We start from the raw sequence: 13358 nt of genomic DNA, 5'->3' as shown, positions 1-13358 counted from the left end.
GGCGTACGGCCCGGCGGCCGTACGCGCGTCCGTTCACCCGGCGGGCCGGTCGGCGTACATCGGGCTGAACTCGGCGGGTAGGGCGATCAGTCCGCGCATCCACACGGACGGACGCCATTCGAGCTCATGCGCGGGCACCGCCAGCACGATGTCCGGGAGCCGGTCGACGAGCACCTCGATCGCGGTCTGGACGATGGCCTCGGCGATCTCGCGCGCGGGCTGCGGGCATCCGTGGAGGCCATGGCTGAACGACATGTAGGCCTGGTTTCCGGACGCGTGCGCGTACGAGGCGGGCCGTACCTGTGAATCGGCGTTGGCCGCCGCCAGCCCGAGCACGACCACCTCGCCCTTGCGGATGTGCCGGCCGCCCAGCCGTGTGTCCTGGATGACCCACCGGCCGACGAAGTTCTGGGTCGGCGTCTCCTCCCACAGCACCTCGTTCAGCGCCTGGCCGACGCTGCGGCGGCCACCGGACAGGTTCAGCGCGAACCGGTCGTCGGTGAGCATCAGCCTCAGCGTGTTGCCCATCCAGTCCGCGGTCGTCAGCTGTGCCGCACCCATCGTGAGGAACAGGTCCGACGGGATCTCCTCCGGCGGCAGCCCCGCGGGATGGGCCAGCAGCCGGGACGGGTAGTCCGCGCCGGGTCGCGCCTGCTTCTCCTCGACGAGCCGCCGCATCCGTGCGACCACGCGCTGGTGCGCCCGTACGGCCTCCTCCCCCTCGTCGGCAGAGGCGGCGATGTCCGCGGCCAGGCTCGGCGCGTCGGCCTCGGACAGGCCGAACAGCCGCGCGATGGCCAGCACCGGCAGGCGGAGTGCGTACTGCGCCATCAGGTCGGCCCTGCCGCTCTCGGCGAAGGTGTCGATGAGCTGGTCGGCGATGCGCTCGACCTGGTTCCGCAGCTCGAACTGGTCGACCGCGGCGAGAGCGTCGCTGAGCGCGCCACCGCGCCGCCGATGCTCCTCCCCTTCGGTGAACACCGAGCACGGCTGGTACTCGGCGTACGGTCGCAGCGCCCAGTCCGCGGGGATGTCCTTCCAGGCGTTCCAGCGGCGGGAGTCACGCCCGAAGATCTGGGGATTGCTCGTGACGTGGTGCACCTCGCGGTAGCCCAGCACCAGCCACGCCGGTACGTCGCCCTCGAGCAGGACCGGCGCCACCGGCCCGTGCTCGCGCCTGATCTCCCGGTAGATCGCGGCCGGATCGCTCTGGAACCGCGGCCCGTACAGCCGTACTAAGCCGTCGCCCGCGCTCGGCGCGCCGGGGCGTTCATGCATGTTCTCGACCATTCGTCATCACCCGTGGTACCTGATCGCTCAGGGGAAGGAACGTCCGCCCGCGCGCCGTGGTCAGTGCGCGCCCTCCAGCGCGGTGGACAGTCTGTAGAGGTGGTTCACGAGCGTGATCAGCACGGCCTTGCCGGACTCGCGCTCGCGGGCGTCACAGTCGATCAGCGGCACGTCGTCGGACAGGTCGAGCGCCTTCCGCAGGTCCTCCAGCTCGGGCATCGGTCCGCCGAAGTGGTTGCGGGCCACGATGAACGGCATGCCGTGGTGCTCCAGACGGTCGATGGCATACCAGGAGTCCTCCACCCGGCGGGTGTCCACGAGCACGACGGCGCCGAGGGTGCCGGAGAACAGCCGGTCCCACAGGAACCAGAACCGCTGCTGCCCGGGAGCGCCGAAGAGGTAGAGGACCATCTCGTTGTTCAGGCTGATGCGCCCGAAGTCGAAGGCGACGGTGGTCGTCGTCTTGTCCTGAACGTCTCCCGCGTCATCGATGCCGACGCCCGCCCGCGTCATCGTCTCCTCGGTGCTCAGCGGCCGGATCTCGCTGACCGAGCGGACCAGCGTCGTCTTTCCCACGCCGAATCCGCCGACGATCACGATCTTCAGTCCGTCACTGGCGGTGCTCCGCAACGGCGTACGTGCGGCCTGGTCAGAGCTTTTCAAGTCCAAGGAGCACCTGCTTCAGGGTCGCGGGATCAGGGAGCTTTTCCTTGACGGGAGCCGTGGACGGATGCCGCGCGGTGATCCGGCCGGTGTCGAGCAGGTCGCACAGCAGGATCTTCACCACGCTCACCGGCAGACCGAGCTCCGCGGAGATCTCCACCACCGCCGTCGGGCTGTGGCACATTCTCAGGATCCTGACGTGCTCGGACTGCATGCCCGGCGTGGGATCGCACTCGCTGACGATCAGGGAGACGAGGTCGATCGAGCTCTCGTCCACGCTGCTGCGCCCACCCGTGACGATGTACAGCCGGTCCGGGTTCTCCTTGTCGAGGGGCCGTGAGGTCATCGCGCGCCGGCGTCCTGCTCGGCCTGCCTCGGCTGGGCTATGAGGTACTCCCCGAGCTGTTCGACCAGTTCGTGCATGTTGTGCCCGATCAGGCCGACATCGGCCTCGTCCGAGGCCACGACGGCGAGGTGGGCGCCTTCGCCGGCCTCCACGATGAACAGCAGGCCACCGTGGAACTCCGTCATGGACTGCCGGAGTCCCCCGGTGCCGTCCCCGAACTCCGCGGACGCACCGTAGGACAGGCTCTGGATTCCGGAGGCGATGGCGGCCAGCTGGTCGGCCTTGTCGATGTTCAGCCCGTTCGTGTGACAGAGCTTGAGACCGTCCTTCGACAGCACCAGGGCGTGCCGGGTCTCGGGCGTCCTCTCGAGGAGGTTCTGCAGCAGCCAGTCGAGGTCACGTTCTGTGGTCTTCATCGGGTTCTCGGGGCGATCGTCCGGTGTCGTGCCGGAGGCTCGGCCCCTGCCTCCAATCTCTTGTTACGTGAGTACGTCCTGGCAGGGATAACCGAGGTCATCAGGCGTCGTCGGGCGCCGGCGCGGGTACCCCGCCGCCCGCACCACCGCGGCGGCCGGCCTCGCGGAATGCCCGGAACCTCTCGCCCGGGTCGGTCGCGGGCTTGGCGGGCGCCGCGGGCTCGGCGTCTGCCGCGGCCGCGCTCCGCGGTGCCGCCGCCAGCGTCTCGCCCCGGCGACGCCTCGGCAGCCCGGCGATCACCTCTCCCGTACCGGTGGGGCCGCCGGCCTCCTTGTCCGCGAGGGGATCGGCGTCCCACCGCGCGGAGTCCGGTTCGGACGCCGTCAGGCCGACCGGCGTGGCGTCCGGGGTCACGGTCGCGCCGTCCTCCGCCTCGGCGGGGGACGGCACCTCCGTGGCCGGCTCGGTCACGGGTGCCGCGCCGGCCACCCGGGCGGCGACGCCCGAGGCGCGGGAGGCGGCCGGAGCGGTGCCCGGCCTGCCCTGCGTGATCAGCTGCCGCGGGATCAGGACCACGACGCCGGTGCCTCCTCGTGAGGACGGCCGGAACGAGACGGTCATCCCGTGCTTACGCGCCAGGCAGCCGACCACGGCCAGGCCGAGCCTGGTGCCGGACAGCGTGGTCAGGTCCAGCGCCTCCGACGACACCGTGCGCTCGGCGCGCTCCAGCGCCGAGGGGCTCATCGTCAGCCCGCCGTCCTCGATCGTGACGACGACGCCCGCGTAGACCTCCTCCACGTACACGTGCACGTCCTCGGAGGGAGGCGAGAAGCTCGTCGCGTTGTCCATCAACTCCGCGAGCGCGTGCATCACGCCCTCGGCGGCGTACCCGGCGATCGCGACCGTGCTGGTGGAGTGGATGCGCACCCGCTGGTAGGCGCTGATCCGGCCGACCGCGCCGCGCAGGACGCTCTCCATCACGATCGGCTTGGTCCAGCGGCGGCCGGAGCGGGCGCCGGTCAGCACGGCGATGCTGTCGGCCAGACGGCCGGCCTGGGCGGTGCTGTGGTCCAGTCTCAGCAGGTCGCCGAGGACCTCTTCGTCGTGCCGGTTCTCCATCTCGCGCAGGTCCGCGAGCATGCTGGTGGCCAGCGCCTGTACGCGGCCGGCCGCGTTCGCACAGGCCGACATGGCGGCCGCGCGCATCCGCTCCCCCCTGCCGACCGCGTCGACCAGGGTCTGCAGGATGCGCAACTGTGGGTCGGAGTCCGGCTGCTCGACCTCGGCCAGCGCGGTGTCCCCCGACGCTCCGGAGCGCAGCCGCTTCACGACCGCGGGCAACGTGTCGTCGGCCAGCCGCATGAGCTCCGCCTCTGTCGTCGTCACGCGCTCGCGGAGCCGGCGGGCGGACTCGAAGGCATAGGCGGCGACGGTGACGGCGGCGCAGACGACGAGCGCCGCGACACCGACACAGGCGGTCACGACTCCGCGCTCCGCCGCGGGTACGGCGAACGTCGTGCCGAGCCAGGCGGCACCTGTGACGATCACCGTGGCCAGCAGGATGAGCCGGGCTCGGTCCATGGCCGGGCGGTCCGCTCGCCGCCGGACTGAAGCTTGTGCTGACATCGATCAGGTCCTCATCGGCGGTTGGGTACGGGGTCTGCGCCACGCGCGCCGTGGCCCGCTCCGAGCGACGGAACGCGACCGGCTCGGGCGGTGGCCGGGAGGCCGGCACACACGGTTCGCGCGCCGGCCGGACCGTACGCGGTGATCTCCAAAGGTCGTCGTGCCTGTCCAGTGGCAGTTCTCGGCTTTTTCGGCTTCATTTCCCGTCACAGCGATGACGGCTCGCCGCGACTCGATCCACATGTACGTGGACGTGGGTGGGGAGCACGGCCGGGGAATCGCGCGCTCGGCCGGTTCGGAAAAGCGCATGGGCGTCCCGGAGAAACGGAAGGGCCGTTCTTTGCCGGAGTTCTCAGGTCGACCATTCGCCATCACCCGTGATGCTTGCTCGCCAAAAGACGGGTCGTCTGCCCGTAAAACGGGCATCTTAGACCTCCGCCAGTTGCATCGGCGAGCGTTCGACGGATTGACCTTCGTTCTGACGAAAAGTCTGGTCAGCGGCACTACGGACGTCAATGCGCGGGACGGCGCAAGCCGAAGTCGCCCTCGTCGCCGCCTGTTCATGCCGGTCCTGCTGGACAGGGTCCGACCTGGCTTTTCGCTGAGCGCGGCGGCTCGGGCCCGGCCAGTATCGCAGGCGATCGAGCCGATGGCGATCCTCATCCGCAACCCCGGTCGCCCCGGATGATCACGCGTCGGGTCAAGATCATCGAGGTCGGCCACGGCGGCTCCGGCTTCGCCACGGGGCCGAAAGTGGACATCCGGCTCGTCTCTGTGGCCGTCGCGGCAGAGCGTGCGCTGAGGCCCTCGCGGCATAGGTCCCGACCCGGCGTTCGCCTTCGCCCGACGTGGTCGCGGCGGGCCCGCCGCGGCTGCCATGCCCCGGCCGGATCCGCGGTGATCCGGCGGTCTCCCCAGGTCGGACGGTCGAGCGGCTGCTGCCGGACCGGCGAGAGCCGCATCCGAAAATAATCAAATGTAGCTTTTTGGGAGTTCTGCGCCCATCATTGCGGAGGTTCGTCGGCCCCGCATCTCCCCGCCAGGAGGCGTCGTGCGCTTTTCACTGTTCCGCCAGCCCAGAAAAGTGTTCCTCTGGATCGCCGTACTCGGCCTGACCATTTCTGTCAGCTCAGCCGTCCGCGCCGACACGACGCCCGCCCGCACGGCGGCACCCGCCGCCGCCGCCGCGCACCGTGTGCTGTTCGACAACACCAAGGCCGAAACGGCCGGCAACGCCGACTGGATCATCGGCACCAGCCAGCCCGACCCGCTGGGGCAGGACTCGACCCCGAACGCCGAGACCGACTGGACCGGCGCTCTGTCCTCCTGGGGCGTGGCGCTGCAGAAGACCGGTCAGTACAGCCTGAAGACGCTGCCGGCCGGCAACACGATCACCTATGGGAACACCTCGAGCGCCCTGGACCTGTCCAACTTCGACTCGTTCGTGCTGCCCGAGCCCAACGTCCAGCTGAGCTCGGCGGAGAAGACCGCGGTCATGCGGTTCGTCCAGAACGGCGGCGGGCTCTTTCTCATCTCCGACCACACCGGCAGCGACCGCGACAACGACGGCTGGGACTCCCCCAAGGTCATCAGTGACCTGCTCACCGCCAACGGCGTCGACAACACCGATCCGTTCGGCTTCTCGGTCGACAGCCTGAACATCACCACCGACAATCCGGTCGCGATCCGCGACGGCTCCAACCCGATCATCAACGGCCCGTTCGGCACGGTGAGAGGGAGCATTCTGCGGAACGGCACCACCTTCACCCTGCACCCCGCCGACAACGCGAACGTGAAGGGCCTGGTGTACCTGACCACCGCGACGCCCTCGGGCAACACGGGGGCCTTCCTCGTCAGCAGCACGTTCGGCAGCGGCCGGGTCGCCATCTGGGGTGACAGCTCCACCATCGACGACGGCACCGGGCAGTCGGGCAACACCCTGTACGACGGCTGGAACGACCCCGCGGGGACCGACGCCGCGATCGCGCTGAACACGACCGCCTGGCTCACCGGCGGTTCCACCGGCACGCCCGGCGGGGTCGGCGTCACCAATCCCGGAGCCCAGACCGGGACGGTCGGCACCGCCGCACGTCTGCAGATCTCCGCCTCCGACGGAGCCGGCGGCACCCTGTCCTACCGGGCCACCGGCCTGCCGTCGGGCCTGTCCGTCAACGCCTCGACCGGGCTGATCTCCGGTACGCCCACCACCGCCGGGACGAGCCAGGTCACGGTCACCGCGACCGACTCCACGGGACCATCCGGGTCGGCGTCGTTCACCTGGACGATCAGCGGCGCGGGAGGCGGCGGGACGCAGTTGCTCGGCAACCCGGGCTTCGAGACCGGCACTGCGGCGCCTTGGACCGGCACCGCCAAGGTCATCTACAGCGGGACCAAGGAACCGGCGCGGTCCGGAGCCTGGGACGCCTGGCTCGACGGCTACGGCACGACCACCACCGACACGCTGAGCCAGCAGGTCACCATCCCCTCCAGTGCCCGCTCCGCGACGCTCTCCTACTGGCTCCACGTCGACACGGCCGAGACCGGCACCACGGCGTACGACACGCTGAAGGTCCAGCTCGTGAACGGGTCCGGTACGGTCCTGGCGACCCTCGCCACCTACTCCAACCTCGACCATGTCACCGGCTACGCGCAGCACAGCGTCAGCCTGAACGGCTACGTCGGCCAGACCGTCACGCTGAGGTTCACCGGCACCGAAGGCACGCAGAAGCAGACCTCGTTCGTCCTCGACGACACCGCCCTCACGACCTCCTGACAGCTCGCCGGACCTGGCCGACCGTGGCGCCGCTATCCGAGTGCGTGGTCGCGGGCATAGCGGATCGCGGCGACGCGGTCGGCCGAGCCGGTCTTGGCGAAGATCCGATTGATGTGGCTCTTGACGGTGTGGGCGCTGAGGCAGAGGTCGGCCGCGATATCGGGGTTGGTCATGCCTCGGGCGATCATCGCGAGGATCTCCGCCTCGCGCCGCGTCAACCCGTCGGGGAGCCTCCGCGGGCGTCTCTGCGGTCCCGCGGCCGCGACCAGCGCGGCCTGGACGCCGGGGTCGAGGACCGAAAGGCCGGTGGCGGCGCTGCGCAGCGCCTGGGCGATGTGTTCTCGGCTGGCGTCCTTGGTGAGGTAGCTGCGGGCGCCGGCGCGCAGGGCGGCGAGGACCGACGAGTCGTCGGCGTACGTCGTCAGGACCACGATCGCGACGTCGGGGTGGCTCTGGGTCAGCCGGCGCGTGGTCTCGATTCCGTCGAGTACGGGCATGTGGAGATCGAGAAGGATCGCGTCGGGATGCTCGGCGGCGACCGCGTCGAGAGCGGCCTGGCCGTCGGCCGCGGCGGCCACCACCTCGATGTCGGGGAGCAGGCCGAGCAGCACGACGAGCCCCTCACGCACGCTGGCCTGGTCGTCGGCGACGACGATCCGCAGCGGTGTGGGCCGCCCGGTCACCGCGGGACCTTCGCCATGACGACCCAGTCGTTCCCGTTCCGCCCGGCGCTCAGTGTGCCGTCGAGGAGAAGGAGGCGTTCGCGCATTCCGGTCAGCCCGTACCCGGCGTTCGCCGTGGCGAGTCCTCCTTCGCGGTCGCCATCACCGCCCAGGGGGTTGACCACCACGAGGCTGGTGTCGGCGTCGGCGTAGTCGAGCCGCATCTCGACGGGCTGGTTCGGGGCGTGCTTGGCCGTGTTGACCAGCGCCTCCTGGGCGATGCGGGCGAGCGCGAGGCCGGCGTCGGGCGGCAGCGGGCGCGGCACGCCCTTGACCTCGAAGGTCACTCGTGCGTCGTGACGGAGCCGATGGTCCGCGCTCAGCCTCTCCAGTCCCTCCGGGAGCGGCAAGGTCTCCCCACGGAGGGCCTGTACGGCCCGGCGGGTCTCGCTGAGCCCGTCGGCGGCCATCCGGTGGGCCTGGTCCAGGCGCTCGACCGCCTGTGCCACGTCGTTCCGGTCGGTGAGAACGGCCCGGGTGAGCTGGATGTGGACCCCCAGCGCACCGAGTGAGTGAGCGAGCACATCGTGGATCTCGCGGGCGATACGTGCGCGTTCTTCCAGGGCCGCGACCGCGGCCTGCTCTTCGCGAAGCCGCTCGGACTTGGCGAGCAGGGCGGCCGACTGGTCGGCCCGTACGCGATGAGTGCGCCGGTTGAACCCCATCAGGAGGGCGACGAGCAGGTAGCCGGGGTACTCGACCGTGACCCAGGCGGTCGCGCCGAGTGCCAGCCCCGCCGCCTCGATCGCGGCCACACCCAGCCCCACGACGATCCACCCGGCCGCCAGGCTCGTGCCGCTTCCCGCCGACAGCGCCGCGATGACGCTCAGCACGATGAAGTTCCCGCCCCCCGGTGTCGCCGATGCCACGCCGCACATGACGGTGATGGCCCCGAGGACGTACGGCAGCAGGAAGGCGTAGCGCCCGCCCGAGGTCGCCGGCCGGTCGGCGAGGGCCCACACGACCATGAGGACGGCCGTGACGGTGAACACGGCGATCTGTACGGCGACATCGGCGGTACCGGGTCCGTGGGCGGCGAAGGTGAAGACGCCGACGAGGACGAACCCGACCGCCCGCGCCGTCAGGTTCGCGACCCGCAGCATCCCCCGATTGCCGCTCACGGCCTGGCGGAGATCGCGCGACGCGATGTCACTCACGGGACGCCTCCTTCCGCCGCCCTGGCCGGCCTCCGGGCGTGGCAGGACCGACGGTAACGCAGCGGACCTCCTGGTCCCGGCCCCCCAGGGTGGATTCGCGGTATGAGATTCCGCGCCGCGGCTCATACCGGGCTCATACCGGGGACCCCCGCGAATCAGCCCGGCGGGCTGACGATCCCGCCCGCCGCCCGGGACGACGCTGGAGCCCGGCAGAACCGACCGGAGGAGTCCCCCAGATGTCACCTTTTCCCGCCGTCCGCCCGCGGAGCCGGCCGGCCTCCGGCGGTCGGCCGGCCTCCGGCGGTCGGCCGGCGACGGCCCTGCGCCGGCTGCGCTGGCCGGTGGTGATCGTCTGGGTTCTCGCCGTCGTCCTGCTCGACCCGCTGGCCGGCAGCCTGTCCAAAGTCACCGACGACAGCGCCTCGGCGTACCTGCCGTCCTCGGCGCCCTCCACGCGAGTCGCCCTGCTCCAAGGCGCCGCCCGGCACGGCCAGCCCGAGAGCGGCCAGGCGACCGTGGTGTTCGCCCGCGACGGTGGCCTGACGGGCGCGGACCTGGCGGCGGTCGCCTCGGCGCATGCCGCCGTGGGAGGCCTGGTCGGCCGGGTCGGCGGGCTGAGCGCGCCCGGTACGCCGCAGCGGTCGGCCGACGGGCGAGCGGAGGAGTTCACGGCGACCATCACGACACCGGCCCACGGCTCGTCCAGCGCCGCGGTGCGGGCGGTCCGGCGGGCCGTCGGCGGGGCGGCGAACCGCGGCGGCCTGCGGGTCGCGGTGACCGGGTCGGCCGCGGTGACCGCCGACGGCGGCATCGGGAACACGGCCCCCTTGCTGTTCACGGCCCTGGCGATCGTGGCGCTCATCCTCCTGCTCGTCTACCGGAGCCCGGTGCTGTGGCTCCTTCCCCTGGGCGCGGCGGTCGCGGCACGCGATGTCGCCAAGGTCGCCGCCCACGGCCTCGCCGGGGCGGGGCTGACCGTGAGCTCGCTGTCGACCTCGATCCTCGGCGTGCTGGTCCTGGGCGCGGCCAGCGACTACGCGCTCCTGCTCATCCACCGCTACCGGGAGGAGCTGCGGCACGGTGCGGCCACCGAGGACGCGATGGCGGCCGCGCTGCGTCGTACGCTGCCGACCCTGGCCGCCTCCGCCGCGACGATCACGGCCGGCCTGCTCTGCCTCCTGGCGGCGGAGTCGACCTCCCTGCGCGGCCTCGGCCCGGTCGGCGCCGTCGGCATCATCGCCGCCCTGCTCGCCGAGACCACGCTGCTTCCCGCGCTGCTCCTCCTCTTCGGGCGTGCGGCCGTCTGGCCACGGATCCCCCGCGAAGGCAGGCCTGGACGCGAGATGTCCCGCTTCTGGTCGGGCATGGGCACCCGGATCGCCCGGCATCCCGTACGTATCGCCCTCGCCTCCGTACTGCTGCTCGGAGCCGCATGCGCCGGGCTCGCCACCGTGCGGACCGACAACGATCCGGTGGCCGTCGTGAAGGGTCATCCGGGCAGCGTGATCGGCGCGCGGTTGCTCGCGGAGCACTATCCGGCCGGCGACATCGCCCCCCTCGTCCTTCTCGTCCCGCCGGGCGAGGCGGACACCGCCGCCGAGACGGCACGGACCACACCGGACGTCTTCTCGGTCACGGCGGGAACGCCGGCCGGACGTTACGCCGGCTATTCGGTCAGCCTGTCGGTCCCTCCCTACGGCGCGAAGGGGTCCGCGGCGGTCCAGGACCTGCGCGACCGGCTCGACCGTTCCGCACCGGGCTCACTGGTCGGAGGGGATCCGGCCGTCCAGTACGACACCACACGGGCGGCCCACCGCGACGCTCTCGTGCTCATCCCGCTCGTGCTCGTCGTGATCCTCATCGTCATCGCCCTGCTGCTGCGCGCGATCGTCGCGCCGCTGGTGCTGGTCATCACGACGGCGCTCAGCTTCGCGGCCTCTTTCGGGCTGTCGAGCCTGCTCTGGCGCTACGTGCTCGGCTTCTCCGGCATCGAGGCACAGCTTCCGCTCTACATCTTCGTCTTCCTCGTCGCGCTCGGCGTCGACTACAACATCTTCCTCAGCGCCCGCATCCGCGAGGAGGCCCGGCACGGCGGCACCCGGCAGGGCATTCTTCGTGGACTCGGCGTCACCGGAGGCGTCATCACCGCCGCCGGCACGTCCTGGGAGGCACCTTCGCCGCCCTCGCCCAGCTCCCGTCCGCCCCCATCGCCGAGGTCGGAATCGCCGTCGCCCTCGGTGTCCTGCTCGACACCCTGCTGGTCCGCACCGTACTCGTCCCCGCCGGCCTGCTCATTCTCGGAGAACGCGCCTGGTGGCCCGCGCGACCCTCAGGACCCGGCCAGAGGCGATGACCACGACCATCCACGTCAGGTCGCCGTGGCGAGCCGTCGCAGGGCCAGTTCCGCCAGGAGCGCGGCACCGTCGGTCAGGACCGCGTCGTCGAAGACCGCGTTCGGCGCGTGGTTGTTCGGAGCGGTACGCGGATCGCGGTCCGGCGGGCACGCGCCGAGGTGAAGGATCGCTCCGGGCACCTCCCGCAGGACGAAGGAGAAGTCCTCGGCCGCCGCGATGGGGGCCGGCATCCAATGGAACCGCTCCGCGCCGTACAGCTCGCTCACGGTGGACGCGACGAGCTCCGCCTCGGCGTCGGCGTTGACCGTCACCGGGTAACCGAACGTCTCCTCCAGGGTCACGGTGAGGCCGTGGGCGGCGGCAATGCCGGACACCAGGTCGTGTACACCCGTGCGGACACGTTCTCGCGCCTCGGTGGAGAAGGAGCGCATGGTGACACCGAGCCGCGCCTCGGCCGGGATGGTGCCGGACACGGTACCCGCGTTGAAGGCGCCGACGGTGATCACCACCGGGTCGAAGACGTTGAAGGTCCTCGTCACGAAGGTCTGGAGGGCGAGGACCATCGCACTCGCCACCGGGATCGGGTCCTTGGCCAGGTGCGGCATGGAGCCGTGGCCGCCCGCGCCGGCCACCGTCACCTTCAGGTCGTCGGTGGCCGACATGATCGGGCCACGTCGCGTACGGAACACCCCGTGAGGTGTGCCCGCGGAGTTCACATGGATGGCGTACGCGGCGACGGGTCGCTCGCCGACGGCCTCCAGCACCCCTTCCTCGATCATGTGGCGTGCGCCGGCATGACCCTCCTCACCCGGCTGGAACATGAAGACGACGCTCCCGGCGAAGTCCGTGCCCGAGAGGAGACGTGCCGCGCCCACGAGCATCGCGGTGTGCAGGTCATGTCCGCACGCGTGCATCCGGCCCTCGATCTCGGACGCGTACGGGAGGCCGGTCCGCTCGGTCAGCGGCAGCGCGTCCATGTCGCCACGCAACAGCACGGCCGGGCCCGGCGCCGGGCCGCGCAGCACCGCCGTCACCGAGGACAGCTTCGCGCCTTCGGTGATCTCCACCGGGAGCCCGTCCAGGGCCGCGAGCACCTTCTCCCGTGTGCGCGGCAGCTCCAGGCCCAGTTCGGGCTCCCGGTGCAGGGCGCGCCGGAGGCGTACGAGGTCCTCGTGCAGATCCGCGGTGGTGACGATATGAGCCCCCATCGGCTCAGGCCGCCAGGATCTTGGCGAACTCGGCCGGGCCGGCCAGGTGCGGGAAGTGGCCGCCGCCCGGGAGCACGGTGACGGTGACACCGGGCAGCAGCGACTCCAGCCAGTCGCGGTACGCCGGCGCGAGGTCGTTCCCGGCGACATGGTGGTACGGGACGCCGCGCGCGTAAATGGTGGCCAGCTCGCGGGCGCGGCGGTCGTCGAGTTGCCCGGCCGGACCGGTCATGAGTTCGGCCCAGTACCCGAGGAGGAGGTCCTGACGAGGTGTGGTGGCCGTACGAACGAGCTCACGGGCGGCGGGCGGCAGCTCTTCGATGCCCATCCCGGACAGCAGGCTCTCCCAGACCCGCAGATAGCCGGGGCTCCGCAGCGCCGGTTCGGACCGGCGCAGCAGGGCGGCGAAGGCACCGGCCCACAACGGCTGATCCACGTTGATCACGCCGCGGACCGGATAGGCGGCGGCGTAGCTCGTGGCGAGCGCGCCTCCGTACGAGTGACCGACGACGACCGGCGCGTCGAGCCCGGCCTCGTCCACGGCGTCGTGCACGATCGCGGCGATCTCGTCGAGAGGGTAGGTCGCGCGCGGCGGGGACTCCCCGTGGCCGGGCAGGTCGAAACACACGGTGCGCCGCCCGGGGTCGACGACGGCCAGCTCGCGCAGGGCGGGACCCCACTGCCGCCGGTCATAGCTCAGGCCGTGCAGCAGGACCAGCGGCGGGCGGTCGTCGTCGGTGCCGTGACTGTCGGAGGCGAGCTCACCGAAGTCCGTGGTCATGGGGGTCTCCCGTCGATCGAG

12 protein-coding genes and 1 pseudogene are annotated in these 13358 nt (G+C 71.4%); 4 read left to right on the top strand and 9 right to left on the bottom strand.

Translation table 11 applies throughout. The features are described 5' to 3' along the window. Positions 1-33: 33 nt before the first annotated feature. From FB559_RS24190 to FB559_RS24170, 5 genes are all read right to left on the bottom strand, one after another. Entirely contained in the window at positions 34-1278 is a 1245-nt protein-coding gene (locus FB559_RS24190) for a cytochrome P450 (protein WP_141957920.1), read from the bottom strand. Between the two features lie 72 nt (positions 1279-1350). Continuing rightward, positions 1351-1953: a GTP-binding protein gene (locus FB559_RS24185; protein WP_425455080.1), complete on the bottom strand. Its 603-nt coding sequence runs from the start codon at positions 1951-1953 to the stop codon at positions 1351-1353. Next, positions 1940-2299, bottom strand: a complete 360-nt coding sequence (locus tag FB559_RS24180; protein ID WP_141957916.1) for a DUF742 domain-containing protein — start codon at positions 2297-2299, stop codon at positions 1940-1942. Before FB559_RS24180 ends, FB559_RS24185 begins: the two co-directional genes overlap by 14 nt. Continuing rightward, positions 2296-2715: a roadblock/LC7 domain-containing protein gene (locus FB559_RS24175; protein ID WP_141957914.1), complete on the bottom strand. Its 420-nt coding sequence runs from the start codon at positions 2713-2715 to the stop codon at positions 2296-2298. The genes FB559_RS24180 and FB559_RS24175 overlap by 4 nt, the downstream gene beginning before the upstream one ends. Before the next feature lie 100 nt (positions 2716-2815). Continuing rightward, the gene (locus tag FB559_RS24170; protein ID WP_141957912.1) at positions 2816-4297 is read right to left on the bottom strand and encodes a sensor histidine kinase; all 1482 of its coding nucleotides are present in this window, start codon (positions 4295-4297) and stop codon (positions 2816-2818) included. Between the two features lie 205 nt (positions 4298-4502). Between FB559_RS24170 and FB559_RS24165 the strand changes: the two genes are divergently transcribed. Then, positions 4503-5030 (top strand): hypothetical protein, encoded by a 528-nt coding sequence (locus FB559_RS24165; RefSeq protein WP_141957910.1) that lies wholly within the window; start codon positions 4503-4505, stop codon positions 5028-5030. 363 nt (positions 5031-5393) lie between these two features. Next, positions 5394-7115: an Ig domain-containing protein gene (locus FB559_RS24160; RefSeq protein ID WP_246121989.1), complete on the top strand. Its 1722-nt coding sequence runs from the start codon at positions 5394-5396 to the stop codon at positions 7113-7115. A 32-nt stretch (positions 7116-7147) separates the two neighbouring features. Here FB559_RS24160 and FB559_RS24155 read toward each other — a convergent pair whose 3' ends face one another. Both FB559_RS24155 and FB559_RS24150 read right to left on the bottom strand, forming a co-directional pair. After that, complete coding sequence (locus FB559_RS24155; protein ID WP_141957908.1) at positions 7148-7798, bottom strand: response regulator; 651 nt, start codon at positions 7796-7798, stop codon at positions 7148-7150. After that, the gene (locus FB559_RS24150) at positions 7795-8994 is read right to left on the bottom strand and encodes a sensor histidine kinase (RefSeq protein WP_185792373.1); all 1200 of its coding nucleotides are present in this window, start codon (positions 8992-8994) and stop codon (positions 7795-7797) included. The genes FB559_RS24155 and FB559_RS24150 overlap by 4 nt, the downstream gene beginning before the upstream one ends. 236 nt (positions 8995-9230) lie before the next feature. Between FB559_RS24150 and FB559_RS46295 the strand changes: the two are divergent. Together FB559_RS46295 and FB559_RS46810 are read left to right on the top strand one after the other, a co-directional pair. Beyond that, positions 9231-11138: pseudogene (locus tag FB559_RS46295) on the top strand (MMPL family transporter); the annotation flags it as partial. A gap of 17 nt (positions 11139-11155) precedes the next feature. Then, complete coding sequence (locus FB559_RS46810; RefSeq protein WP_425455120.1) at positions 11156-11347, top strand: MMPL family transporter; 192 nt, start codon at positions 11156-11158, stop codon at positions 11345-11347. A gap of 15 nt (positions 11348-11362) precedes the next feature. On the opposite strand, the gene FB559_RS45685 is transcribed toward FB559_RS46810, so the two are convergent. Further along, complete coding sequence (locus FB559_RS45685; RefSeq protein ID WP_141957902.1) at positions 11363-12556, bottom strand: M20 metallopeptidase family protein; 1194 nt, start codon at positions 12554-12556, stop codon at positions 11363-11365. A 4-nt stretch (positions 12557-12560) separates the two neighbouring features. After that, the gene (locus FB559_RS24135) at positions 12561-13337 is read right to left on the bottom strand and encodes an alpha/beta fold hydrolase (protein ID WP_141957900.1); all 777 of its coding nucleotides are present in this window, start codon (positions 13335-13337) and stop codon (positions 12561-12563) included. Between the last annotated feature and the right edge of the window lie 21 nt (positions 13338-13358).

The organism is Actinoallomurus bryophytorum (genome assembly GCF_006716425.1).
Lineage (GTDB): Bacteria > Actinomycetota > Actinomycetes > Streptosporangiales > Streptosporangiaceae > Actinoallomurus > Actinoallomurus bryophytorum.
This window is presented reverse-complemented; position numbering and strand designations above follow the sequence as displayed.